The sequence below is a fragment of the Vibrio hippocampi genome (genome assembly GCF_921292975.1).
Classification (GTDB): domain Bacteria; phylum Pseudomonadota; class Gammaproteobacteria; order Enterobacterales; family Vibrionaceae; genus Vibrio; species Vibrio hippocampi.
The window spans coordinates 2,391,146-2,415,900 of the sequence record NZ_CAKLCM010000002.1; the positions used below are offsets into that span (position 1 = coordinate 2,391,146).

Annotated in this window: 21 protein-coding genes, 2 tRNA genes and 3 rRNA genes; 9 read left to right on the top strand and 17 right to left on the bottom strand. The window is 45.9% G+C overall.

All coding sequences use genetic code 11. From position 1 onward, the window contains the following. Positions 1-2: 2 nt before the first annotated feature. Positions 3-620: a homoserine/homoserine lactone efflux protein gene (rhtB, locus tag L9Q39_RS13085; RefSeq protein WP_237485467.1), complete on the bottom strand. Its 618-nt coding sequence runs from the start codon at positions 618-620 to the stop codon at positions 3-5. A 112-nt stretch (positions 621-732) separates the two neighbouring features. Here rhtB and L9Q39_RS13090 point away from each other — a divergent pair, with 112 nt between their 5' ends. Both L9Q39_RS13090 and L9Q39_RS13095 read left to right on the top strand, forming a co-directional pair. Next, entirely contained in the window at positions 733-1,716 is a 984-nt protein-coding gene (locus L9Q39_RS13090) for an alpha/beta fold hydrolase (protein ID WP_237485468.1), read from the top strand. Positions 1,717-1,881: 165 nt separating this feature from the next. Continuing rightward, positions 1,882-2,721 carry a Cof-type HAD-IIB family hydrolase gene (locus L9Q39_RS13095; protein WP_237485469.1) on the top strand — a complete coding sequence of 280 codons (840 nt, stop codon included), beginning with the start codon at positions 1,882-1,884 and terminating at the stop codon, positions 2,719-2,721. Between the two features lie 120 nt (positions 2,722-2,841). On the opposite strand, the gene L9Q39_RS13100 is transcribed toward L9Q39_RS13095, so the two are convergent. Further along, on the bottom strand, positions 2,842-3,303 hold the full coding sequence (locus L9Q39_RS13100; protein WP_237485470.1) for an EVE domain-containing protein: 462 nt from the start codon (positions 3,301-3,303) through the stop codon (positions 2,842-2,844). Positions 3,304-3,347: 44 nt separating this feature from the next. Between L9Q39_RS13100 and L9Q39_RS13105 the strand changes: the two genes are divergently transcribed. Next, positions 3,348-4,382, top strand: coding sequence for a COG3650 family protein (locus L9Q39_RS13105; RefSeq protein WP_237485471.1), 1,035 nt, complete (start codon positions 3,348-3,350; stop codon positions 4,380-4,382). Next, a complete protein-coding gene (locus tag L9Q39_RS13110; RefSeq protein ID WP_237485472.1) occupies positions 4,379-4,960 on the top strand; it encodes a tRNA-uridine aminocarboxypropyltransferase in 582 nt (193 codons plus the stop codon). Before L9Q39_RS13105 ends, L9Q39_RS13110 begins: the two co-directional genes overlap by 4 nt. 46 nt (positions 4,961-5,006) lie before the next feature. On the opposite strand, the gene yigB is transcribed toward L9Q39_RS13110, so the two are convergent. The 6 genes from yigB to lptM all read right to left on the bottom strand — a co-directional run bounded on the left by yigB (position 5,007) and on the right by lptM (position 9,707). Next, on the bottom strand, positions 5,007-5,726 hold the full coding sequence (yigB, locus tag L9Q39_RS13115; protein ID WP_237485473.1) for a 5-amino-6-(5-phospho-D-ribitylamino)uracil phosphatase YigB: 720 nt from the start codon (positions 5,724-5,726) through the stop codon (positions 5,007-5,009). Next, positions 5,727-6,650 (bottom strand): tyrosine recombinase XerC, encoded by a 924-nt coding sequence (xerC, locus tag L9Q39_RS13120; RefSeq protein ID WP_237485474.1) that lies wholly within the window; start codon positions 6,648-6,650, stop codon positions 5,727-5,729. Continuing rightward, the gene (locus L9Q39_RS13125) at positions 6,628-7,353 is read right to left on the bottom strand and encodes a DUF484 family protein (protein ID WP_237485475.1); all 726 of its coding nucleotides are present in this window, start codon (positions 7,351-7,353) and stop codon (positions 6,628-6,630) included. Before L9Q39_RS13125 ends, xerC begins: the two co-directional genes overlap by 23 nt. Positions 7,354-7,464: 111 nt before the next feature. Continuing rightward, positions 7,465-8,295 (bottom strand): diaminopimelate epimerase, encoded by an 831-nt coding sequence (gene dapF, locus L9Q39_RS13130; RefSeq protein ID WP_237485476.1) that lies wholly within the window; start codon positions 8,293-8,295, stop codon positions 7,465-7,467. A 10-nt stretch (positions 8,296-8,305) separates the two neighbouring features. Next, the gene (lysA, locus tag L9Q39_RS13135; protein ID WP_237485477.1) at positions 8,306-9,559 is read right to left on the bottom strand and encodes a diaminopimelate decarboxylase; all 1,254 of its coding nucleotides are present in this window, start codon (positions 9,557-9,559) and stop codon (positions 8,306-8,308) included. Positions 9,560-9,587: 28 nt separating this feature from the next. After that, positions 9,588-9,707, bottom strand: coding sequence for an LPS translocon maturation chaperone LptM (gene lptM, locus L9Q39_RS20730; RefSeq protein WP_435532821.1), 120 nt, complete (start codon positions 9,705-9,707; stop codon positions 9,588-9,590). 75 nt (positions 9,708-9,782) lie between these two features. On the opposite strand from lptM, the gene cyaY reads away from it, so the two are divergent. Further along, positions 9,783-10,097 carry an iron donor protein CyaY gene (cyaY, locus tag L9Q39_RS13145; RefSeq protein ID WP_237485479.1) on the top strand — a complete coding sequence of 105 codons (315 nt, stop codon included), beginning with the start codon at positions 9,783-9,785 and terminating at the stop codon, positions 10,095-10,097. A gap of 9 nt (positions 10,098-10,106) precedes the next feature. Here the strand turns inward: cyaY and L9Q39_RS13150 are convergent, their stop codons facing one another. Beyond that, positions 10,107-12,638: a class I adenylate cyclase gene (locus tag L9Q39_RS13150; protein ID WP_237485480.1), complete on the bottom strand. Its 2,532-nt coding sequence runs from the start codon at positions 12,636-12,638 to the stop codon at positions 10,107-10,109. Positions 12,639-12,982: 344 nt separating this feature from the next. Between L9Q39_RS13150 and hemC the strand changes: the two genes are divergently transcribed. The 4 genes from hemC to L9Q39_RS13170 are packed head-to-tail and all read left to right on the top strand — an operon-like array spanning position 12,983 to position 17,050. Beyond that, complete coding sequence (gene hemC, locus L9Q39_RS13155) at positions 12,983-13,921, top strand: hydroxymethylbilane synthase (protein WP_237485481.1); 939 nt, start codon at positions 12,983-12,985, stop codon at positions 13,919-13,921. 6 nt (positions 13,922-13,927) lie between these two features. Next, the gene (locus L9Q39_RS13160; protein WP_237485482.1) at positions 13,928-14,680 is read left to right on the top strand and encodes a uroporphyrinogen-III synthase; all 753 of its coding nucleotides are present in this window, start codon (positions 13,928-13,930) and stop codon (positions 14,678-14,680) included. Beyond that, on the top strand, positions 14,670-15,875 hold the full coding sequence (locus L9Q39_RS13165; protein WP_237485483.1) for a uroporphyrinogen-III C-methyltransferase: 1,206 nt from the start codon (positions 14,670-14,672) through the stop codon (positions 15,873-15,875). Before L9Q39_RS13160 ends, L9Q39_RS13165 begins: the two co-directional genes overlap by 11 nt. Continuing rightward, a complete protein-coding gene (locus L9Q39_RS13170; RefSeq protein WP_237485484.1) occupies positions 15,875-17,050 on the top strand; it encodes a heme biosynthesis protein HemY in 1,176 nt (391 codons plus the stop codon). Before L9Q39_RS13165 ends, L9Q39_RS13170 begins: the two co-directional genes overlap by 1 nt. 47 nt (positions 17,051-17,097) lie before the next feature. On the opposite strand, the gene L9Q39_RS13175 is transcribed toward L9Q39_RS13170, so the two are convergent. The 8 genes from L9Q39_RS13175 to L9Q39_RS13210 all read right to left on the bottom strand — a co-directional run. Further along, a complete protein-coding gene (locus tag L9Q39_RS13175) occupies positions 17,098-18,087 on the bottom strand; it encodes an aminoglycoside phosphotransferase family protein (RefSeq protein WP_237485485.1) in 990 nt (329 codons plus the stop codon). A gap of 182 nt (positions 18,088-18,269) precedes the next feature. After that, complete coding sequence (locus L9Q39_RS13180; protein ID WP_237485486.1) at positions 18,270-18,989, bottom strand: SDR family oxidoreductase; 720 nt, start codon at positions 18,987-18,989, stop codon at positions 18,270-18,272. Between the two features lie 156 nt (positions 18,990-19,145). Continuing rightward, the gene (locus L9Q39_RS13185) at positions 19,146-20,039 is read right to left on the bottom strand and encodes a LysR family transcriptional regulator (protein WP_237485487.1); all 894 of its coding nucleotides are present in this window, start codon (positions 20,037-20,039) and stop codon (positions 19,146-19,148) included. 172 nt (positions 20,040-20,211) lie between these two features. Beyond that, positions 20,212-20,302 (bottom strand) — tRNA-Ser (locus L9Q39_RS13190). A gap of 99 nt (positions 20,303-20,401) precedes the next feature. Beyond that, positions 20,402-20,517 (bottom strand): 5S ribosomal RNA (rrf, locus tag L9Q39_RS13195). A gap of 120 nt (positions 20,518-20,637) precedes the next feature. Continuing rightward, positions 20,638-23,528: ribosomal RNA gene (locus L9Q39_RS13200) — 23S ribosomal RNA — on the bottom strand. Between the two features lie 401 nt (positions 23,529-23,929). After that, a tRNA-Glu gene (locus L9Q39_RS13205) sits at positions 23,930-24,005 on the bottom strand. Positions 24,006-24,094: 89 nt separating this feature from the next. After that, a 16S ribosomal RNA gene (locus tag L9Q39_RS13210) occupies positions 24,095-24,755 on the bottom strand; the annotation flags it as partial.

The following is a 24,755-nucleotide window of genomic DNA, read 5'->3' on the forward strand; positions in this document are numbered from 1 at the left end:
ATCTAAGCTTTAGCTGTGGCTAACAACGCAGCACAGCCAACAAACATGGAGCCAAATAACTTATTTATTCTTGTCATCGCTTTCTGTGAGCGAATAAAGCGTCCCATTTGCGCAGCAAGAGACGTGTAACCAAGCATCACCATGCCATCTATAATAATAGTTGTCGCGCCTAAGATAAGAAGTTGGTTAGCTTGATCACCTTTCGGGTCTATAAATTGTGGAAAAAGTGCCACCAAAAAGACGATCGACTTGGGATTGGTGAGATTAATAAAACAAGCGGTTTTTAACATCGAGAATGCGGATAGCGGTTTATCTTCTATCTGAGTAGTCAAGGCGCTTCTATCACGCCACTTTTGAATACCTAACCAAACTAGGTAAAACGCGCCAACCCACTTAATGACGGTAAAAGCCATCGCAGATTTAGCCACAATCGCCCCGATACCCGCGCCAACGAGAACAATATGAAACAACAAACCAAGCTGTAAACCCGCTATCGCCATTAAGGACTTTCTGGTTCCGTAGTTAATACCATTACTAATAGAGTTCACCGTCCCAGACCCCGGAGCTAAGCTAAATACGATAGCGGTAACGACATAAGCGAGCCAAATATGATAATCCATTTCATTTCCTTACTACGATTTTCATCTTATCCTTAGGCGGTAGACACCAGCGATGACCCACAACCTATTCAATATGCGTCGCTTTTATGAGAATCAAACAACGGAATCACCCATGACAACATCAACTGGCGATCACTTTACCTTTACTCAAGAACATAATTTCACTGACGTTATGATGAAACAGATTGCACCATTTTGGGCAAAACGCCAAGAAGGTTTTCATACGACACGTGATAAGGTAAATGTATTCTGGTGTCATATCACTGACAAAGCAAACACTAAGGCAATTTTTGTTGTCAATGGGCGAATTGAATCAAGCTATAAATACCAAGAGCTGTTTTTTGATCTGTTTCAACAAGGGTATAACATCTACTCGTTCGATCATCGAGGACAAGGTTTATCCGACCGTATGGCACCCAATCCAGAAATGGGACATGTGGAAAGCTTTGATGATTATCTACAGGATATGGACGAGATCATTGAACTCTTCAATCTAGCTCAATATGAACAATGCCATCTACTGGCTCATTCTATGGGCGGCAACATAGCCACGCGTTACATTCAGACTCGTGCCCATCATCCATTCAGTAAAATCGCCCTCAGTGCCCCTATGTATGGGGTTAACCTAGCTTGGTATCTCAAACCCATCGCCGCGTTAGTGGCTCAAGCGATGACCTACGGCAACTCAAAACCTACCTACGCGCCCGGGTACAAGGGTTACAACCCAAAACCTTTTGCTGACAACCCGCTATCACAAAGTGAGGTTCGCTATCGTTGGTTCCGCGAGTTGTATGAGCAAAAGCCCAAGATGAAACTGGGTGGTCCAAGTACTCGCTGGGTTTGGCAAGGCTTGGTTTCTTCCCGAAAATGCCTCCAGCACTCGGAACAAATCACTATCCCTCTACTGCTAGTTCAAGCCGGGGCTGACACGATTGTGAGCAACCAAGCTCAAGATGAGTTTATCTCTAAACTCAAAGCCAGCAATTCTTCGTGTCAATTGCTCTCTGTGAGCGAAGCGAAACATGAAATATTGTTTGAAGCCGACCAATATCGTAACCCTGCATTGGAAGCGATAAGTCAGTTTTTTATAAGCTAAGCGCAGCTCCATCAGAAAATAGGGAAAGTCTCACCATAATAGGTTTACCCTCTTTCTTGCTACCCGTTTCTTATACAATGGTCTTGCTTCAATAACATACCCTCAAAATCCCCGGTCCAGTGTCATTCCCCGCAACTTTGGACTGGGTTTAAAATAGAGAACATTATGAGCCAAATTAACGATTCTTTTGACCATCAGTCCATCCAAATTGTTGCTTCTGATCTTGATGGGACGCTGCTATCACCCAACCATCGGTTAAGTGACTATGCTAAACAGACCCTCAAAGCGCTTCATCAACAAGGCTATAACTTTATTTTTGCCACGGGTCGACACCATATTGATGTTGCAGGCATTCGACAGTCCGTTGGGATCCCTGCCTACATGATCACCTCAAATGGCGCACGCGTACACGATATTGAAGATAACCTGATGTTAGCAGAGAACATCCAACCAGAAATGGTTCAGGCAATCGTGAATATCATGGCGGAGCCGCATCTGATGGTGCATATCTACCAAGATGATATCTGGTGGGTAAGCCGAGAAGATGAACACTTGCGCCAATACCATGCTGACCAAGATTATAGCTATCAGATGTTCGATTCCGCCAATGCACCAACCGCGGGGATTGCTAAGATATTCGTTACTCATCCCGAGCACGACCACGACTATTTGGTGGGCATTGAGACTAAACTCCAGCAAGCGTTTGGTGATCAACTGGCGATTGCTTTCTCGACCCCTTGGTGTTTGGAAGTAATGGCGAGTGGTGTCTCGAAAGGTCATGCATTGGATATGGTGGCGCAGAAATTAGGCTTCGAACTCAATCACTGCATTGCATTTGGTGACGGCATGAATGATGTCGAAATGCTCTCTATGGCAGGTAAAGGACTGGTTATGGAGACGGCACATAACAAAGTGAAAGCCGCACTACCTGACAATGAAGTGATCGGCTCCAACCAGCACGATGCGGTAGCCCAATACTTAGAGCAGCACCTACTGCAGCGATAGCGCTCCAATGGTCGTTTTTAAAGCCATAGTTTTGAAAGCCATAGTTCGAAAGCAATTAGTTTTTTTGAAGTCATTAGTTTTTTAAAGCAATGAGTTTACAACAACAGCGTTGTACACTCTTTAGAGTGATCGAGCCTGCTTTAAAATCACCTGCCATTCAGATTCGGAAACCGGCATGACAGAAAGTCGGTTTCCCCGTTTCACTAGTGCTATGTCCTGCAACTCAGGCAGAGTCTTGAGCAAGCTCAGTGGAACAATTCGAGCAAACTTTTCCACAAACTGAATGTCTACCATTAGCCAACGTGGTTTTTCGGGATCGGATTTGGGATCGAAATAGTCACTACTTGGGTCAAACTGAAAGTGATCCACATACGCGGATTTGGTCACTTGAGCAATACCCGCGACGCCTATCTGTTTGCAAGAAGAGTGGTAAATAAACACGTAATCACCCACAGCAATCTGATCTCGAATCATATTCCGTGCTTGATAATTACGCACCCCTTCCCAACACGCTACGTCTTTAACTCGTAGTGTGTCAATCGAGAACTCGTCGGGCTCTGTTTTAAATAACCAATATGCCATAATAAAAATTACTCACACCGTAAAATGGATTCAGGAAAATCACTATGAAATTTAAGCGAATTGCGCTCACTATTCTGCCGCTTATACTGCTGCAAGCGTGTTCTGTATTCAAGCCTCAAGGAGATGAAAACATCTCTGAAACACCATTGGCAGAACTTGCACAACCTGATTCCATTACCACCCCTTCTTTTGTATTGCGAGGTCAGGCGGTGATCGGTCATGAAGTACAAACCATCCAGCCTTGTGGCAGCCAACATCAATATTGGCTGCAATTGCCCGCAGACATCAAACCCCTAGCCGCCGCTTTGACCACCTCTCCTTACCAGCCGATGTATGCGGAAGTCATTGGGCATCTTGAAGCACCAAGCCACCGAGGCTTTGACTCCGATTACACCGCTCGATTTGTGGTTGAACAGATCAATATATTATCCGCTGAGAATCCAAACCGTTGTAAGACGCCTTTGCGCTCGACCCGTGTGTTTGGTAATGAGCCTTTTTGGTCATTAGAGTTTCAAAAGGCTGAACAGGCACAATTTTCTAAGATGGGGGGCGAGAAAACCAATCTGCTCCTCAAGCAAGCACAACGCTCAACGGATTACCGTCGCTATGAGTTCGACAATGCCAATCTCATCATGAGTCATGAGATATGTCAGGATGGTATGAGTGATTCTCTATACGGTTGGGCGGCTTCTCTATCGGTCACCGACGGCAATTACAAAGGGTGTGCAACCTTATCTAACCAAGATCCAACACTTGTCTGGAGTGGAAACTACACGGCACAATCAACGCAATCACAGGGGGTTAGCGTCTCTCTAGATCTAGATACCGATCATTCGGCACTGGTGCGGTATGAATATAGTGACAATACTCCCGCCATTGAAGAGCGTGGCTTTTGGCAGCAGATCAACAACAAACAAGTACTGGTGGTTATGACAAGGCACCAGCAACAATATTTGGTCTCTCAACGGGTGTTTACTTTGGAGGCTGACAAGCTGATCGCCAAAAATGAAAGGGTGGGAGAGATCCTCTACCCCATCGCTGATGGCGGCTTAGTGCTATTCAAGAGCTTGGCTCAATGATCGCCGCTTGTAAACAGTGTGGACTTATCCACAACTGCTACTGCCAAGCGATCCCCAAGATCGCTTGTGATCTTTATATCACCTTGCTCACCCATGAGAACGAGTTACTCCGAGCTACGAACACTGGTCATTTGGCAAAAAAGGTATTGAAGCACTGCGAAGTAGAGATCTGGCAACGCAAACAGCCTATTCAGGCGCTTGCAAGCGATCGTATCCCCATGTTGCTATTTCCTGATGACGACAGTCGCGCCTTCAATGACTTATCGGTTGATGAGATCGCTCAAGCACAGTTTATTGTGCTTGACGCTACCTGGCAGGAAGCGAAAAAAATGCTAAATAGAACACCTGAACTCAAGCAATTGCCTAAGGTGATGATCAGCAGTAATACTGAATCAAGTTACGCCTTGAGACGTAATCAAGAGAAAGGCAATTTATGCACTTACGAGGTCGCGGCTCAGATGGTAGAACAGCTCGGTGACGCCTCTCAATCAGACAAGATGATGACCTTCTTTAATTATTACCTAGCTTGCTTCCAAGCGGAACGAAGTGGTCATCAGTACAAAAATAGCACCGTATAACTGCGGTGCTATCTATCCGTGTTATCACTGGTGAGTAGAGTCGTCGTTAAGGAAGTAGTGTTAATAGAGATGATAGCGAGGATATTTCAATATCAGGTAACACCTTAAGCCTTGAGCTTTCTAATGGCGTCACGCCTCTATCATTGAACCAGCAGGCAAGTAGCCCATGTCTTTTCGCGCCCCCCACATCCGTGACACAGTGGTCGCCGACATGCAAAATACGCTGCTTGGGCAGATCTAGAAACTCAACCGCCTTATCAAACATATCCGCCTCTGGTTTTGCCCGACCGTCAGGACCCGCTTTAAGTATTAATGAAAAATAGTGACTCAAGCCAATCTTCTCTACGTTAACATTGCCATTGGTAATAGCGACAAGAGGCATATTGCGACTCAATTGAGATAAAACGTCGTGTGTTTCACATGGAACATCAAACTCATTGCGCCAAGTTAACACCATGTCGATCAACTGCTGTGCTACGGATTGAGCTTTAGGATCATCGTAACCCAAATGCCCCAAACCCTGTCTTAGTTGCTGAAAGCGCCAACGGGTAACATCGTGTTTAAGTGTGTCATCTTGCTTTAAAACCTGCTGTTTACAGTCCTGCCACTGCTGCTTGGTCCAGTTTTGACTGATTGGATGTTGGCTAAACAGCCACTCTGCCGCTAACGTCTCAACTCGTTGGATGACAGGGCGGTTATCATACAAGGTGTCATCAAGATCAAAGGTCATGGCCTGAACCGTCGGTATATTGCGATAAAAGCGCATTTAGTCGTCCTTTTTCTTATGAGCCCTTGGGTGAGCCTGATCGTACGCTTGAGCTAAGTGTTGAAAATCAAGGTGGGTATAAATTTGAGTCGTAGAAATATTTTCATGCCCCAACAACTCCTGCACCGCCCTTAGGTTACTGCTCGACTCTAACATATGAGTCGCAAACGAATGGCGCAATTTATGGGGACTGACATGACTCGCTAAGGACTGTTTTTGTCCCCACTCCGACATACGCTTTTGCACGTTTCTATGGGAAATTCGCTGCCCAAGCTTAGAGACAAACAGTGCTTTCTCTTCCGATTTAGCAAACTGGCTTCTTACCTTCAGCCATTTCTTCACCCATTCGGTCGCTTTGCCTGCAAACGGAACTTTACGCTCCTTGTCACCTTTACCGATGACACGGATTTCACCACTAAAGGTGTTAATGTCCTTAACGTTAATCGAGATCATCTCAGCTAGGCGCAAACCAGCACCGTACATTAACTCCATCATGGCACGGTCACGAATGGCTAAAGGATCGTCCTCATTCACCTCAAGTAACTGAGTGACTTCATCAATATCGAGATTTTTGGGTAAAGGGCGCTGCTTTCTTGGTGCACTGACCCCTTTAGCAGGGTTCGCACTCAACTCACCTCTCAAGATAAGAAAATCAAAAAAGCTTCTGAGTGACGAGAGTCGAGTAGCAATACTACTGGCTTTCATTCCCTCACGCATGCCTTTACTGGCTAGTTGTCTTACCCAACCAGCATCCACTTGCTGCCAATTTTTCACCCCCATGGTTGCCAAATGTTCTGCCATAGTATGAAGTTGCTGGCGATAGTTGCGCTGGGTATGCAGACTTAAGCCTTTTTCGCTATGTAGGTATTGATAAAAACGCTCAAGGGGTTGAGCAAGACCGTCAGGCAGTGTGGGATTCGACATGAACATCCTCATTTGATTGCCATTCTAGGCTCTCACACAGGTAAGAAACTAGCATAGCCAAGTGTCTTAAGAATAGAGTATCCATATCAGGTTGGAAATGCCCACCTTCATCACTGGAAAAAATCAAGAAACCTTGAGCAAACTGACGCTTCAAAGGCATGACAACATAAGAGCCCATTTCTGGCACTGGGTGTTGACCAAATAATAGCTGTCGGTCTGCCTGTCTCAGTCGTCCTAAATAGGCCGCTTTACCATTCAAATGATTAGTATTAAAGCGTTGCCAGTTTTCCATAGAGATAGCATGAGTGTCGTCCTTATGGTTTAACAGTTTGACATAGCCTTTCAAGCCTAAGTCATGGGCAGTGGCTTCAATCGCCCTCACCACACTCGGCAAGTTGCTGCACTTCAATAGCGCCTCTTGCAGAGCCATAAACTCATAAAAGGTTTTATCGTTGCGTGCTGCCAGAGACATTAAGGTCGTGATTTCTTCTTCTAGTGCCTCGATACGTTCGCGCTGTCTTTGCAGTTGGACACCAACTAATGAAACCGTACCTTGTTGATGACAAGGTAAGGACAGGGTCTCAACTAACGACTCTCGGTCTTTAAAGAAGTCTGGATGATCCGCGAGATATTGAGCGATCACTTCTTCAGTTAGATAATTGGCTTCAAATTCAGACAAAACGGTCCCTTTCTTTTCCGACATAACACTTTCTATTCCGACATAAAAATAGCGGGTCAGTGAGGTGCTGACCCGCCGTTAGTATAACCAAATGTCGCCGGAAGAGGCAGGCAACATGATTTTTCTGTTATTGACTTAACAAGATATCTGACCATCGAAGACATGAGCGGCAGCACCTCTCATATACAAAGGATGCCCCTCTCCTTTCCAAGAGATATCTAAATCACCGCCAGTTAAGTGAACCTTAACATTTTCGTTTAGCAAGCCTTGGGCAATACCCACAGCGACGGCACCACAAGCACCACTGCCGCATGCTTGAGTCTCTCCCGCTCCGCGCTCATAGACTCTGAGCTTGACCTCATTGCGACTTATCACCTGCATAAAACCTACATTAACGCGCTCAGGGAAGCGTTCATGGGACTCTAAACTGGGTCCCAAGGTTGCTACGTTAGCGGTATCCACATCGTCAACTACAGTGACGACATGAGGATTCCCCATGCTCACCGCACCACAAAACAGCGTGGCGTCATTAGTTCGTAGAATATAGGTTTTTTCTTTCTGTTTGGCTTTGAATGGGATCTTGTTCGGCTCAAATTCTGGCTTGCCCATATTCACGGTCACTAAGCCATTTTCTTCGATTTTAAGCACCATTTTGCCCTTTTTGGTGCTGACGTTGACACTGTATTTATTGGTCAAGCCTTTCATTTGCACAAAGCGAGCAAAACAGCGGGCACCGTTACCACACTGCTCTACTTCACTACCATCAGCATTAAAGATTCGGTAGTGAAAATCCGTTTCCGGATCATAAGGTGCTTCCACGATCAGCAATTGGTCGAAACCTACTCCCGTGTGACGATCCGCCAAGCGACGAATCAAGTCTGGTGAAAAAAACACGTTTTGAGTAATACAATCAACAACCATAAAGTCATTGCCCAAACCGTGCATTTTAGAGAAGTGAAAATGCATAAAACTATTATTACTCCGGTAAAAGCGCTTCGAGTTCCCACAAGCTAGAGAGCGATTCTCTTTGGCGAACAATGTGAGCTTTATCGCCATCCACCATGATCTCGGCGACTCTCGGTCTAGTATTGTAGTTTGAAGACATCACAAAGCCGTATGCACCAGCAGAACGAACTGCCAGAAGGTCTTCTGCCTCAAGCACCAATTGACGGTCTTTACCAATAAAATCGCCGGTTTCACAAATTGGACCGACTAAATCGTAAGTCACCGCTTCTCCTTCGCGAGGAGCAACAGGCACAATGTCTTGCCAAGCTGAATATAAGGCAGGGCGCATCAAATCATTCATCGCCGCATCAACAATCGCGAAGTTCTTGTGCTCTGTGTGCTTCAAGAATTCTACTTTCGTCACCAAAACCCCCGCATTGGCTGCAATGGCTCGACCCGGTTCAAAAATCAGTTCGAGATCAGGGTGATTATTCAATCGAGCAAGCAAAGCCTTGGCATAATCTGAAGGCTGAGGCGGTTGTTCGTCACGATAGACCACACCTAAACCACCACCGACATCTAGATGCTTAATATTGATGCCTTTCTCTTTCAAGTTATCAATCAAAGCTAAAAGACGATCTGTGGCATCAATGAACGGGTCAATCTCGGTTAACTGAGAGCCAATGTGGCAATCAATGCCTTTAACATCGAGGTGCTCCAAGCTAGCCGCAAACTGATATACCTCAAGCGCACGGTCAAAAGCGATTCCAAACTTGTTATCACGCAAGCCAGTAGAAATATAAGGGTGCGTCTTTGCATCAACGTCCGGGTTAATTCGTAGCGAGATTGGCGCAACAACACCCATCTTGTTTGCCACTTCATTCAGTCGTTCTAGCTCTGGCTCTGATTCTACATTGAAGCATTTAATACCAAGCTCTAGCGCACGCTGCATTTCTTGTGCCGTTTTACCCACACCAGAAAACACCACTTTTTTTGGATTGCCACCGGCTGCAACCACACGCTCCAATTCACCACCAGATACAATATCAAAGCCAGAACCTAGGCGAGCAAGTACATTCAGAACACCAAGATTAGAGTTTGCCTTAACTGCATAACAAACAAGATGTGGATGGTCGCCAACTGATTTATCAAAGGCATTCCAGTGACGCTCTAGCGTCGCACGCGAATACACATAAAGAGGTGTACCAAACTCAGAGGCAAGTTGTGTAAGTGACGTATTTTCGGCCCAAAGTTGACCATCGTCCTGATAGTTAAAATAATCCAATGCTTGTATCCCTTAATTCTTGATATTGCTATTGTGCTTGCGAGTTGGTTGGTGGTGCTTCATCAGGTAAGTAAAGAGGTCCCATTTGACCGCACCCTGATAACGTCACCGCAACTAAAATAAAAAAAGCAGAGATTGTCTTTTTCATAGCGTTGATCGTGATAATTAATTCAATGCCCCCTATAATCGCACCAAGAATGAGAAAAGCAATAGGAACACTGAAATGAACGACACGGAATTTCATCAACTTGTCGATAAAAAGATGCAAATCATCGAAGAGATGATTGATGACTCTGAAGCAGATATCGATTACGAGGTGTCTGGCAATGTTATGACACTAGAATTTGAAGATCGCAGTCAGATTATTATTAACCGCCAAGAACCAATGCATGAGATTTGGTTGGCTTCCAAATCGGGTGGTTTTCACTTTAAATTGATCGAGGATACTTGGGTTTGTTCAAAGACCGGGTTGGAATTGATCGAGATGGTTAAACAAGAGTGCGTCAAACACGCTGATGAAGAGATTGATTGGGCCTAGAGCCGAGCTCTAGGCATTGACAACTTTTGAGTTCTTAGTCGAGGGAGAGGTATCGTTACGATAAGGAACGATGTATGCGTCGCCCTCTTCTGGATGAACTATCTGATAATATTGAGGCAGATTGAAATTGATCTGCTTCGCTGCCTGCTCACCAGACTGACTCACGTTCGATGTATAGAAGTTATTCACACTGGTGATCATCTCATCCTTGCTGCCACGCATCTGATGGTACACTTCAACCTGATTGTTCTCATCAAGCACATAGATATTGAAGCCATGCTCGGTATCCTCAAAGAAGAACTGAATCAAGCCTTCACTCGCAAATCCATCGACAATCTCAGGTAGCTGATACGCGTCTTCTCTATCCAACATAAACAGAGGTGAGCCTTTCAGTTTGTTGGAAGAAATACTTCGATAGAAATCGACTGAATTTTCCAGTTTCTGAACCGATACACCACGACGTTCGAAGAACAAGCCGTACATTTCATTCGCGAGTTTGATCGCCTTAAAGCGTCGGCGTTTCTCTTGGTCAAGGGGTTTTAAACGCAGGTCAATACACTCAGCTAGCAGTTGATAAACGGTATTTCTCAATACACCACGCAGGTTCTCACTGTAGCAGAACACGTCGACCGACTCTGGTGCTAGCGCATCTTGGTGCATTTTACTTAAAATGGTCTTTAACGCATCCAACATGGCCGTATCGCCAACAAAGTGCATGGTTCTTACTTCATGCCAAGAGTTGCGGTAAACCAAATCAACAGAACCCACTAAACTCTTACCTTGCTCACCAAAGCTCAAAATATCGATATCCTTAGGATCGACTTTATTCGCCTTGATGGGGATCTCACTGGTTGGGTCATTTTCAAAATTGATGAACATCGCAAGCTGGCTAATCGCACAAGGATTCGCCAGCGCTTGTAAGCTTGGTCGATGTTTACGTAACGAGAAAGTATTGCGTAAGTCACTCACCATTTGGTAAAACTTATCGATATCAATCTGCGCTTCACGCACTACGGAGTTCAGGTTGGTCGCTTCTGTGATCAAGCCATTAAAAAATGCCCACGCCACAAGTTTACTTAGATACTCGTGATGCTCTAACGGTGGCTGACCGATGATTTTTTCAGGGATCAGTGGCTGCTTATACAGATACCATCCAGACTTGTAGTTTCGACCCGCAGCTGCCTCGATAAAGGTAAGGTCTGACTCATGCAGATCCGGCGAAATTTGCGGATTCAACAAGGTCACCTTGCCTGGCAGTTCTTCAAAAGCCGCATACAGCTTACGCGCTAGAATGCTGATATCTTGAGGGCTGATCGCCGAGGTAATATCATTACGGCGTGCAAACTGAATCAAATTACGATAGCTCAGCATCAGAGCTTCAAGCAGCGCATTGTGGACAACGACGACTTGCTCAACTTTCCAATTGCGTCGGTTATCCAGCTCTTCAATAAGCTCTTGAGACCAATTCCAGTCCTGAGTCATCTGCAGCAGTGCTTCACGACGCCAAGCGACAGAGCCCACTCCAGACTCACGAGATAACTTCTCATGAGTTTTAAGATAGAAGCAGCGACGCACTAAATCCAAACGCGTTTCGTCACCCACCCTCTCTAAGTAGCGAGTCACTTTCTCAAGCATCAGATAATAGGCATCCATCCCGTACAAATCAGGATCATTGGCAAAAAAGCGTCGCTTAGTGTCAATGCTTAATAGTTGAGTATTTGGGTATTCCCAAGAGTATGCCTCTAACAAGATGGCTTTTAACACCGATTTGTAAGGCGAATCGATACTCTTATATAGCTGCCATAAACTGGAGCCAAAATACTCTTCCGCTGGGATGCGATTTAAACGACCAAAGTCGATCCACTCACTGCAGTCAACTTCGCCGCCAGCGCAAAGTTGCGCAACGTATTCTTCATAACACTCTTCCATCTCAGGCGGGACAATTTGCCACAATAGACGCTGTCCACCCAACCTTACCGCTGAACGATAAAATTCATCTAGCAAGAGTAAATGCTGAGAAGAGCCACAGTTATCCCCTGTCATCTCTTCTGAAATATTGGTACGGAAGCGCTGTTCATCCATTAAGAAGAAATTAGCTTCAACCCCTTGGGATTTCGCCCAATCAGTGATGAGTAAGCATTTGTTACTCAGCTTCTCTCTGTCTTCAGTCGACATATCTGGGGCGATACAAACCCAAATATCTAAATCACTCGATGTACTCTGACCAATAGACGAGGTACTGCCCATCGTATAAAGACCCAATATTTGGCTTTGCTCTGGTTGCGGCAATGCTTGTCCAAGCGCGACTTCTGTATCATCGATGAACTTTTGCTGAGTTGGATTAGCGACAAAATTATGCAGACCCGCTGGCGTCTCGGCATTGAAAAAACCTGGGACAACAGGGTGGTTATAATTAAATAACAGAGGGATAAGATGGAAAACGGTTTGGCCTTGCAGGTCCATCAGCGCCAGCGCACGATCAATACGCTGCTGATTAAGATTATCTAGCCGTTGGATAATTGTGTGAGTGTAAGCCTGCAAAGGGTAATCCTAGTTTCAGTATCGTTGTTTTAATGCGTAGGTTTTGAGCAAACAACACTTCAAAACGTGATCAATGTATCATTTTTATTATGTATGGTAAAGCAAATCGCGGTACAACATACAGCGATTGGAACATTGACCGTTTCGGCATACTGCACAAATCATAGCGGATAATTCTATCAACCGCTTCCACAACAAATGAGACAAGAGTCACACATTGAGTAATCCCCAAGCTATTAAATCAGTTAGAGAAACCTAGCCTCTGGGAAATGATTCATTATTCTTACTGGACAGTGATAGGATTACACCCAATTAGACTCATTAGACGTATCAAAGAGAAAATTATGACGCATGCCAGACCGATTAAAATTGCCACCCGCAAAAGCCCACTCGCGCTTTGGCAGGCTCATTTTGTTAAAGACGCACTCATCGCAGCACACCCTGGATTGGATGTTGAACTGGTCACTATGGTGACCAAAGGCGACATTATTTTAGATACGCCGTTAGCTAAGGTGGGAGGCAAAGGTTTGTTTGTCAAAGAGCTTGAGCTAGCCATGCTTGAGGGACGAGCCGATCTCGCAGTGCATTCGATGAAAGACGTTCCCGTCGACTTTCCTGAGGGGCTAGGTTTAGTCACTATCTGTGAGCGCGAAGACCCACGAGATGCTTTTGTCTCCAATACCTACCCTAGCCTTGATGAATTACCACACGGAGCAACCGTCGGCACCTGTAGCTTACGTCGTCAATGTCAGATCAAAGCACTGCGCCCGGACATCAATATCAAAGAGCTAAGAGGTAATGTCGGTACTCGATTAGGCAAACTTGATAACGGTGACTTCGATGCGATTATCCTCGCAGCGGCAGGACTCAAGCGCCTTGAGTTAGAAGACCGAATTCGTAGCTTTATCGAACCCGAAGTCTCATTACCGGCTGTTGGTCAAGGAGCAGTAGGCATCGAATGCCGTCTAGACGATGATTATCTCATTAAACTGCTAGAACCACTTAATCACCAAGAAACCGCTGACCGCGTTCGCTGTGAACGAGCAATGAACCTGACACTCGAGGGGGGCTGCCAAGTTCCTATCGGTAGTTATGCGGTTATTGATGGCGACAATATTCATCTTAAAGCATTAGTCGGTGAGCCAGACGGTACTCAAATTGTTCGCGGCGAGATTCAGGGTAAACGTCAAGACGCTGAGGTTCTTGGTACCACTCTCGCCAAGCAACTCCTTAACGAAGGTGCAAAAGAGATTTTAGAGCGCCTATACCAAGACCACGAGTGAATCTAGATGACTGTGCTGGTAACCCGTCCAGAGCGCGCTGGGCAAGAGTTAACTCAGTCCATCATCAAGTTGGGTGGTGATGCTATTCATCATCCACTGATTGCTATCAAGCTCAATCCAGCCCCCTCTCTCGATATCACTTATATTGAGAACTGCGACATTGTTATCGCCGTCAGCCAACATGCTGTTCACTATAGTGAACAGCTATTTTCCAACCTTGGCATACATTGGTCTACTAGGGCGACATATATCGGCATTGGTCAAAAAACTGCACAAGAATTAAGCAAACTAACACCACAAAAAGTACACTACCCGATACAAGGAGAGAGTGAGCACCTCGTTACTATGCGTCAACTTCAGGACGTAGAAGGCAAAAACATACTCATACTTCGAGGTGTCGGTGGGCGAGAGTTGATTAATAGTCACTTGACTAACTTAGGGGCTAACGTCCAATATTTAGAAGTATATCAACGACATTTGATTCCGATACCCAGTCACTCCTTTGAGGAGTGGCGACAAAAAGGCGTCGATACTGTCGTTGTCACCAGTGGCGAGCAACTCACTCATCTGGTATCCGCCACGTCCGAGCCAGAGAAACAGTGGCTCGAACAACTTTTGCTACTCGTTCCCAGCGAACGGATAGCTTGTTTAGCTAAGGCCCAAGGATTTGAGCATGTAATTAACATGCACGGTGCCTCAAACTCAATAACACTCGATACGCTAAAGCGTCTAGCAACAGGACTTCAGCATGACGAATAAAAATAAAGACGAAACCAAACTGTCTAATGAGAAACAACCCGTCACCGCACCAACTGAGGACAAAGGTCAAAGCGAACCAGAAACGTCAACCGCAAATACTGAGGCATCTGAGGTCGAAGAGACCAAAGAACTCAATAAAGAAGCCAAAGTAAAACCTACAGAAAAGCCAGCAAAGAAAGGCAACACTCTCGGTACGCTTGCTATTATTCTCGTTATTCTTTTCGGTGGCGGGCTGACCTATTTGATGCAGAAGCAAGCTGACCAATATCAAGCTAAAATTGATAGTTTGGAAGCAAGACTCAATGCCTCTCAAAGTCAAATAGATAACACCATCTCGCAAGCTCAAAAACAGACGGTAGAACAAGCGCAAGCGGCGACCGAAAAAGTTAAAGTCGAGATTAACCAGCAACAGAAAAGCATCAAAAGCCTGCAACTTGCCGTTGCCGATGTCAAAGGTCGCCGTCCAAATGATTGGCTATTGGCTGAAGCCGACTACTTAGTCAAACTTGCAGGTAGAAAGCTGTTTCTTGAGCATGATGTCGTTAGTGCCACTCGCCTTATGGAAAGTGCCGACCAGCGTATCGCAGCACTGAACGATCCAAGTTTGATGTCGCTGCGTCAATCTATGGCTAACGACATCACAAAACTTCGCACCGTGCCAATTATAGACCGAGACGGTCTGGTGCTAAGATTGATTGCGCTGCAAAACCAAGTCGACCAATTGCCTTTAGCTAACGCCATTCTCCCTGAAGCAGAAAAGGTTGAGAAGCAACAGGTTTCTAGTGACGTCACTGACTGGAAAGCGAATCTGACCACATCATTGAAAGATTTTTCCGATCACTTTATCACTTTCCGTTCTCGTGATGGCAATGTCATCCCACTGCTGTCTCCAACCCAACACTTCTATCTACAAGAGAACATTAAGGCAAAAGTAGAAACCGCTATTCGTGCTGTCTATCGCGAACAAGGGGAAATGTATCAAACCTCTTTAGCGACAGCTAAAGACTGGACGAGCAAGTTTTTCGACCCAGAGAGCCAGCAAGTGGTCCAGTTTATGGCGGCTTTAGATAAACTCGAAGGGCAGAACATCAACGTTGATTACCCGGTCAAGCTCGAAACCCAATCCGTACTTGCCGATATCATCTCACAGCGCCTAAGACGTGAAGTGACTACCATGATCACGGAGGATAAATAATGATTCGAATTATCTTCCTCTTTATCGTATTGGGGGCAGGACTCTTCGTTGGAACTCAATACACCGGTCAGCAAGGTTATGTGCTGATTTCTATTGCTAATAAAACCATAGAGATGAGTGTGACAACACTTGTTATCTTCGTGATAGCGGCACTGGCTGTACTCTTTTTCCTTGAGTACCTATTTAAAAAATTGATGTACGCCGGCACCTCAACCTTTAACTATTTCAGCGTGCGTAAAATGCGTCGCTCTCGACGCTTTACCAACGAAGGGATCCTAAAACTTCTCGAGGGTGACTGGAAACAAGCCGAGAAAAAGGTAACTCGATGGGCTAGTTATCACGATATGCCGTTGCTTTGCTATCTTGTCGCTTCTGAAGCCGCTCTGGGACAAGGGGATAAAGAAAAGTGTCAGCATTACTTAGACCTGGCATCTCAACAGAAAAACTCCGAACTTGCCGTACAACTGACAAGAGCAAAACAAGCAATCAGAGAAGAAAATTATCAGATCGCTCAAAGTACACTGGAAACATTGGCTATCTCCCACCCATCTCATAAGGTTGTACAGGATCTACTAAAAACCACCTACATCAAACAAAATCAGTGGAAACCCTTGGTGGAGTTATTGCCTAGCTTAAAGAAAAGCAAACTGATTGATGATAGCGAAAAGAGCGAACTTGAACTGAGAGCCGTATGTGGTCAAATGCACGATATTGCGGGTCAACAAGGTAGTGAAGGTCTAGTGACCTATTGGAATTCGCTTACTAAAAAGATGCGACAGCAATCTCATCTCATTCAATGCTTTGTCAAACTGTTGATCAGCCGTAAAGCGGACGACAAAGCTTTTACTGTAATTAAAGAGAGCACTAAGAAGCAACACATCAATGAGCTCTACGAATTAATACCGAGCTTAAACCTAGCGGATCGCCATCCTGCGATTGTTTTATTGGAACAAGTCATTAGTAAGACGGAAAAGAATGCGTCCGTACACAGTTCATTGGGTCAGCTGTACTTAAGGGAGTCTCGTTGGCAGGACGCTCAGAAACAGTTTGAGGCGGCATTAACCCTACGCCCCGACGTATCTGATTACGCCTATCTTGCCGATGCGCTAGAAAACCAGAATATGACCAAAGCCGCTGGCGAAGTATCAAGAAAAGCACTAACGCTAGTCAGTTAGTTGGCGTGCTCAGATCCATATTAAAGCTTCCCTATCGGAAGCTTTTTTTACAGGTCGTGTTTGTCTAAAGCAACACTCACCAAGTTTTGTGTAAATGGATTAATTTTCCAATGTGTCGGGCTCCAACCAAGCAGAAAGCGCTGAAAGTCTGCCCAAGCGAGACCGACAAGAGGACGCCAGCAACGTTCTAAATCTGAACTGTCTATGGTGGGGTGATAAATAATGACTGCAGCTTCTAGTTGCTCAAAGTAGTAATCAACCCATGGTTCAATAGACAGTTGTGGATCCGTAAAGTCCAGTGCGCTGGTTAGCAGTAGAACCAAATCTTGAACACCGATACCTTGCCCCACATATTGAAAGTCCACGGCCATCGTTTTGGAGAGAGCATTATCAAAACAGAAGTTAGCTAACTTAGCATCACCATGTACCAAAGTTTGGTAGCGACAAGAGTATATTCGCTCTGCTATATCCGGTGCCGCCTGTTTTAGACGCCCTTGCTGCATCGCTTCAAATTCATTCTGCCTTGTGCCGAGGTGCCAATAGGTACCGCGCGACCATAACCTTTCTGGCGCACAACCAAGCCAGTAAGCGTGGAAACATGCTAACCACTCGATAGCTAACTTAATATGCCGTTGAGAGGGCATTTCAACGCTATTGGCGCAATCAATTAACTTAAGGTCTTCAAGAATTAAGTCTAAACGTTGATTGGTTTTGGTCGCCATTAAGCATTGTGGAACCCAATCTAAAGGCTGCTGTGATGCATAATTCTTATACCAGTTAAATTCTACTTGATAAGAATCGAGCTTACGTTGATGCGAAGCCGGTGTATTCCATCCCTTTGGGTGCGCTATAGCAGGTTCTGAGGGCAACTGAATAGACTTTAAGATAACACTTGGGATCTGTGGATGTTCAATAAAACAACGAACAAGATAGCCGTAGTCACTCCACAACGGTTGGATGATTTCATGGTTAACAACGCAGAACCTTTCGCCATCCAACTCAATACTCTCAGGTAATGAGGATGAGAACTTAGACACTTTAACTCCCAAATAAGCCAGGCAATACAAAGCAACAGTCTAACCAAGATAACAAGACATCTAAAGAGAAGGGTAAGAGGAAAAAGTATCGATGATAGAAATGAAAAAAGCCCGCGGCGGGCTTTTCAATAATAAAGATAGGCGCTTAACAATCAATGGCAATGAGCCCTATATGCATTCCATTATGGCTGTTGACGGGTCGCGGCAACCACAATCTCACGGATACACACACCTTGAGGTTGCTGGTAAGCAAACTCAACAGTACGTGCGATATCATCAGCAACTAAAATACCTTCCATGCTCTCTTTCCACTGTTCGTAGCCATTCTTGATATCATCAGAAGTGGTGTGAGAAAGCAACTCAGTCTCTACAGCACCAGGGGCAATCGTAGTGATGCGAACATTAGAATCAGCCACCTCTTCACGCACATTTTCAGAAATGGCGTGCACTGCGAACTTAGTACCACAATATGCAGCATGGTTCGGGAAGGTCTTGCGGCCCGCAATTGAGCTGATATTGATGATAGTACCAGACTTGCGCGCTTTCATTGGCGCCAATACCGCCTGCATGCCATTCATTAGTCCAATGACGTTTACATCGAACATTGTCTTCCACTCAGCGGCATCTTGGTCTACGAGTTCACTTAGCAGCATCATACCCGCGTTGTTCACGATGCAATCTGTTGCTCCGTATGTCTCTTCTGCTTTAGCAATGGCAGCTTCAAAAGAGGCTTTGTCAGTAACGTCTACTTTTGCACATAGCGTGTTCGGCAGATTAAGCGCTTCTAGACGCTCAATGCGACGGGCAATAAGAAGAAGTGGATGACCAGCATCGCTCATACGACGCGCGATTGCTTCACCAATACCAGAACTTGCACCTGTAATAACAACTAATTGTTTCATCATCTACTCCAAAGCATTTATCATCATTTGACGGTATGAGGTTAGCAGCAATCTTTGTATGCTGCCGTTTTGTTGCTGCAGATATTACGAGGTTCATCAGTGTTGATATATAGGATGCAGATCAAATTACTGTTTCCATATGGAAACAATAATCAGCTAATTACGCGTAAACTGATCCTGCATAAACTGAATAAAGGCTTGCTGTCGTTTCGGCTGATATTTATCGCGATGGTAAATAGCATAGAACGGTACTGGCGTAATCTGCCACTGTTCCATCACAGGCACTAGTAGCCCTTGCTCAATCTCTTGTCTGCAATACATCATAGGGACTCGGATAATGCCATTTCCCGCAACGGCCCCCGCGATCAATGCTCTGCCGTTCTTACACACAAGGTGAGCCGTTACGGCTACTTCTTGCTTCTCATCGCTGGTTATATTTTGATAGCTCCAGCGGGTGACTGAGCCACGAAGAATACGGTGTGCTAATAGGTCTTTGGGGTGCTCAGGTTCACCATAAGCCGCGATGTATTCAGGGCTTGTCAGTGTCACCATCTCGATATCTCTCAGATGTTTACCGATAAAGTTAGCATCGGCGAGTTCTCCCATACGAAAAGCAACATCGAAATGGTCTTCAATCAAATCAATTCGTGGACTCGAAAAATCCAACTCAACGGTGATGTGTTTATTTTGCTGCATAAACTTCGCGATATAATCGGCAACAACATCTTCCCCTAATGGACCACCGACACTATTAACGCGGATATGCCCTTGCACATTCTCCGTATCATCTATCGCAGCAATAAGTGCCTGTTCAACTTGCATCAATGCGGTTTCACACTGTTTATAAAAGCGTTCACCTGCGTAGGTCAACTTCAACGAACGAGTCGTTCGAGTCAACAAGCTAACACCAATTTGAGCTTCTAATGCCGATATCTGGCGAGAAACATGAGAGCGTGAAACATTCAGTGCTTCCGCAGCCTTAGTAAAATTACCCAACTGGGCAATCAAGACAAAGGAGCGAATATCAGAAAGGTTAACGTCGTTGAGCATAGTAAGACTCTTGATTGCGGTGTGTGATTTGAGCATAACAGAAATTGATATTTAATCAGTGCAGAACAGGATGGGCTAAAAGAAAATAGCAAGAGACGACAGACAAAGTAGACTGAGAAAGGAGATAACTAGAAAAGAAAAACCCCAGCATTTCTGCTGGGGTTTCGAATAGTGGCGGAGAGATAGGGATTTGAACCCTAGAACCGCTATTAACGGTTGCCGGTTTTCAAGACCGGTGCTTTCGACCACTCAGCCATCTCTCCACAAATTGTTACTAAAACTTAGTCTTACTCAAATAACGCTAGGTTCTAGTTTTGCTTTCAGGCTTTCTATTAACAAAAGGGTCTGAAAACATAATTAAAGCCTGGCGATGACCTACTCTCACATGGGGAAGCCCCACACTACCATCGGCGCTGTTTCGTTTCACTTCTGAGTTCGGAATGGAATCAGGTGGGTCCAAAACGCTATGGTCGCCAAGCAAAATTCTTGCTTACTTTCAGCTTTAAAAAGCTAAAGGTAAAAATCTGGAAAGCTGTTCAAATTCTCACACATTCAATCTGTTCTTGCTTTGAGTCCATCAAAACCCTTTGGGTGTTGTATGGTTAAGCCTCACGGGCAATTAGTACAGGTTAGCTCAACGCCTCACAACGCTTACACACCCTGCCTATCAACGTTCTAGTCTCGAACAACCCTTTAGGACACTTAAAGTGCCAGGGAAGACTCATCTCAGGGCTCGCTTCCCGCTTAGATGCTTTCAGCGGTTATCGATTCCGAACTTAGCTACCGGGCAATGCCATTGGCATGACAACCCGAACACCAGAGGTTCGTCCACTCCGGTCCTCTCGTACTAGGAGCAGCCCCCTTCAATCTTCCAACGCCCACGGCAGATAGGGACCGAACTGTCTCACGACGTTCTAAACCCAGCTCGCGTACCACTTTAAATGGCGAACAGCCATACCCTTGGGACCGACTTCAGCCCCAGGATGTGATGAGCCGACATCGAGGTGCCAAACACCGCCGTCGATATGAACTCTTGGGCGGTATCAGCCTGTTATCCCCGGAGTACCTTTTATCCGTTGAGCGATGGCCCTTCCATTCAGAACCACCGGATCACTATGACCTGCTTTCGCACCTGCTCGAATTGTCATTCTCGCAGTCAAGCGGGCTTATGCCATTGCACTAACCTCACGATGTCCAACCGTGATTAGCCCACCTTCGTGCTCCTCCGTTACTCTTTGGGAGGAGACCGCCCCAGTCAAACTACCCACCAGGCACTGTCCTCAACCCCGATAAGGGGTCTAAGTTAGAACATCAACACTACAAGGGTGGTATTTCAAGGACGGCTCCAACGATACTAGCGTACCGTCTTCAAAGCCTCCCACCTATCCTACACATGTAGGGTCAATGTTCAGTGCCAAGCTGTAGTAAAGGTTCACGGGGTCTTTCCGTCTAGCCGCGGGTACACTGCATCTTCACAGCGATTTCAATTTCACTGAGTCTCGGGTGGAGACAGCGTGGCCATCATTACGCCATTCGTGCAGGTCGGAACTTACCCGACAAGGAATTTCGCTACCTTAGGACCGTTATAGTTACGGCCGCCGTTTACCGGGGCTTCGATCAAGAGCTTCGACCTAAGTCTAACCCCATCAATTAACCTTCCGGCACCGGGCAGGCGTCACACCGTATACGTCATCTTACGATTTTGCACAGTGCTGTGTTTTTAATAAACAGTTGCAGCCACCTGGTATCTGCGACTCTCGGCCGCTCCATCCGCTAGGGACTTCACCGCTAAGAGCGTACCTTCTCCCGAAGTTACGGTACCATTTTGCCTAGTTCCTTCACCCGAGTTCTCTCAAGCGCCTTGGTATTCTCTACCCGACCACCTGTGTCGGTTTGGGGTACGATTCCTTACAATCTGAAGCTTAGAGGCTTTTCCTGGAAGCATGGCATCAATGACTTCACATCCGTAGATGCTCGACGTCGTGTCTCAGCCTTAAGAAGGTCCGGATTTACCTAAACCTTCAGCCTACGCACTTGAACCTGGACAACCATCGCCAGGCCCACCTAGCCTTCTCCGTCCCCCCATCGCAATTGTAAGAAGTACGGGAATATTAACCCGTTTCCCATCGACTACGCCTTTCGGCCTCGCCTTAGGAGTCGACTCACCCTGCCCCGATTAACGTTGGACAGGAACCCTTGGTCTTCCGGCGAGGAGGTTTTTCACCCCCTTTATCGTTACTCATGTCAGCATTCGCACTTCTGATACCTCCAGCAAACCTTACAGTTCACCTTCAACGGCTTACAGAACGCTCCCCTACCCAATAACTTAAAAAGTTATTGCCGCAGCTTCGGTGTATAGCTTAGCCCCGTTACATCTTCCGCGCAGGCCGACTCGACTAGTGAGCTATTACGCTTTCTTTAAATGATGGCTGCTTCTAAGCCAACATCCTAGCTGTCTAAGCCTTCCCACATCGTTTCCCACTTAGCTATACTTTGGGACCTTAGCTGGCGGTCTGGGTTGTTTCCCTCTCCACGACGGACGTTAGCACCCGCCGTGTGTCTCCCGGATAGTACTTACTGGTATTCGGAGTTTGCAAAGGGTTGGTAAGTCGGGATGACCCCCTAGCCTTAACAGTGCTCTACCCCCAGTAGTATTCGTCCGAGGCGCTACCTAAATAGCTTTCGGGGAGAACCAGCTATCTCCAGGTTTGATTGGCCTTTCACCCCTAGCCACAAGTCATCCGCTAATTTTTCAACATTAGTCGGTTCGGTCCTCCAGTTGATGTTACTCAACCTTCAACCTGCCCATGGCTAGATCACCTGGTTTCGGGTCTATATCCAGCAACTCGACGCCCAGTTAAGACTCGATTTCTCTACGGCTCCCCTATTCGGTTAACCTTGCTACTGAATATAAGTCGCTGACCCATTATACAAAAGGTACGCAGTCACCCCACAAAGGAGGCTCCTACTGCTTGTACGTACACGGTTTCAGGTTCTATTTCACTCCCCTCACAGGGGTTCTTTTCGCCTTTCCCTCACGGTACTGGTTCACTATCGGTCAGTCAGGAGTATTTAGCCTTGGAGGATGGTCCCCCCATATTCAGACAGGATATCACGTGTCCCGCCCTACTCGTTTTCACTGATTGCACGTTGTCGGTTACGGGGCTATCACCCTTTATTGCGAGACTTTCCAGACTCTTCACCTGACGCGCTAAAAGCTTAAGGGCTAATCCAATTTCGCTCGCCGCTACTTTCGGAATCTCGGTTGATTTCTTTTCCTCGGGGTACTTAGATGTTTCAGTTCCCCCGGTTCGCCTCATTAACCTATGTATTCAGTTAATGATACTAGCTTATGCTAGTGGGTTTCCCCATTCAGACATCCCAGACTCACAGGTTGTTACTACCTAATCTGGGCTTATCGCAAGTTACTACGTCTTTCATCGCCTCTGACTGCCAAGGCATCCACCGTGTACGCTTAGTCACTTAACCATACAACCCCAAAGAGTTTCAAAAGAAATCTTGGCGCTGTCGTTAAACAACCAAAGTCGCTATCTCATTATTTGAATGAGCGAGATAGCTTTGATTTTGCCGGACTCAAATAACTCTTTATTTCCGCTTTTTATAAAAAAGCAGAAGCAAAAAGTGAACAAACACAACCGAAGTTATGTTGTTTCCAAGAACACTTGAATGTGTGTTGGTACCTAATCATTCTTTATTGAAAAAGAATCACTAGGATTTGAGAACTTTTATTTGAATAACAACGCTTATCTAAAAGATAAGGGGATTGTTGTTATTCGTCAGCTTTCCAAATTGTTAAAGAGCAATGTTTCTTTCGAAACCATTTTTAAAGATTCTACTTTCCATTTAAAAGGATTAAGAACACTTAAAGATGGTATCCCGTAGGGGAGTCGAACCCCTGTTACCGCCGTGAAAGGGCGGTGTCCTAGGCCTCTAGACGAACGGGACACTTAGGCGAACACCTTGGGGGGTGTTCCATCTCTTAAACTACATAAACCATCAATCTGTGTGAACACTCATCGCAATAATCTTATCGTTAAGGAGGTGATCCAGCGCCAGGTTCCCCTAGCGCTACCTTGTTACGACTTCACCCCAGTCATGAACCACAAAGTGGTGAGCGTCCTCCCGAAGGTTAAACTACCCACTTCTTTTGCAGCCCACTCCCATGGTGTGACGGGCGGTGTGTACAAGGCCCGGGAACGTATTCACCGTAGCATTCTGATCTACGATTACTAGCGATTCCGACTTCATGGAGTCGAGTTGCAGACTCCAATCCGGACTACGACGCACTTTTTGGGATTCGCTCACCATCGCTGGTTGGCCGCCCTCTGTATGCGCCATTGTAGCACGTGTGTAGCCCTACTCGTAAGGGCCATGATGACTTGACGTCGTCCCCACCTTCCTCCGGTTTATCACCGGCAGTCTCCCTGGAGTTCCCACCATTACGTGCTGGCAAACAAGGATAAGGGTTGCGCTCGTTGCGGGACTTAACCCAACATTTCACAACACGAGCTGACGACAGCCATGCAGCACCTGTCTCAGAGCTCCCGAAGGCACACCAGAATCTCTTCCGGCTTCTCTGGATGTCAAGAGTAGGTAAGGTTCTTCGCGTTGCATCGAATTAAACCACATGCTCCACCGCTTGTGCGGGCCCCCGTCAATTCATTTGAGTTTTAATCTTGCGACCGTACTCCCCAG

Bases quoted from the DNA above. Each gene is read 5' to 3' on its own strand.
- cyaY (WP_237485479.1), top strand. From the start codon at position 9,783: ATGAACGACACGGAATTTCATCAACTTGTCGATAAAAAGATGCAAATC.
- L9Q39_RS13090 (WP_237485468.1), top strand. From the start codon at position 733: ATGACAACATCAACTGGCGATCACTTTACCTTTACTCAAGAACATAAT.
- lptM (WP_435532821.1), bottom strand. From the start codon at position 9,707: ATGAAAAAGACAATCTCTGCTTTTTTTATTTTAGTTGCGGTGACGTTA.
- L9Q39_RS13100 (WP_237485470.1), bottom strand. From the start codon at position 3,303: ATGGCATATTGGTTATTTAAAACAGAGCCCGACGAGTTCTCGATTGAC.
- L9Q39_RS13125 (WP_237485475.1), bottom strand. From the start codon at position 7,353: ATGTCGGAAAAGAAAGGGACCGTTTTGTCTGAATTTGAAGCCAATTAT.
- yigB (WP_237485473.1), bottom strand. From the start codon at position 5,726: ATGCGCTTTTATCGCAATATACCGACGGTTCAGGCCATGACCTTTGAT.
- L9Q39_RS13180 (WP_237485486.1), bottom strand. From the start codon at position 18,989: ATGAAACAATTAGTTGTTATTACAGGTGCAAGTTCTGGTATTGGTGAA.
- rhtB (WP_237485467.1), bottom strand. From the start codon at position 620: ATGGATTATCATATTTGGCTCGCTTATGTCGTTACCGCTATCGTATTT.
- L9Q39_RS13165 (WP_237485483.1), top strand. From the start codon at position 14,670: ATGACGAATAAAAATAAAGACGAAACCAAACTGTCTAATGAGAAACAA.
- hemC (WP_237485481.1), top strand. From the start codon at position 12,983: ATGACGCATGCCAGACCGATTAAAATTGCCACCCGCAAAAGCCCACTC.
- L9Q39_RS13095 (WP_237485469.1), top strand. From the start codon at position 1,882: ATGAGCCAAATTAACGATTCTTTTGACCATCAGTCCATCCAAATTGTT.
- L9Q39_RS13185 (WP_237485487.1), bottom strand. From the start codon at position 20,039: ATGCTCAACGACGTTAACCTTTCTGATATTCGCTCCTTTGTCTTGATT.
- L9Q39_RS13110 (WP_237485472.1), top strand. From the start codon at position 4,379: ATGATCGCCGCTTGTAAACAGTGTGGACTTATCCACAACTGCTACTGC.
- L9Q39_RS13160 (WP_237485482.1), top strand. From the start codon at position 13,928: ATGACTGTGCTGGTAACCCGTCCAGAGCGCGCTGGGCAAGAGTTAACT.
- dapF (WP_237485476.1), bottom strand. From the start codon at position 8,295: ATGCATTTTCACTTCTCTAAAATGCACGGTTTGGGCAATGACTTTATG.
- L9Q39_RS13105 (WP_237485471.1), top strand. From the start codon at position 3,348: ATGAAATTTAAGCGAATTGCGCTCACTATTCTGCCGCTTATACTGCTG.
- L9Q39_RS13170 (WP_237485484.1), top strand. From the start codon at position 15,875: ATGATTCGAATTATCTTCCTCTTTATCGTATTGGGGGCAGGACTCTTC.
- xerC (WP_237485474.1), bottom strand. From the start codon at position 6,650: ATGTCGAATCCCACACTGCCTGACGGTCTTGCTCAACCCCTTGAGCGT.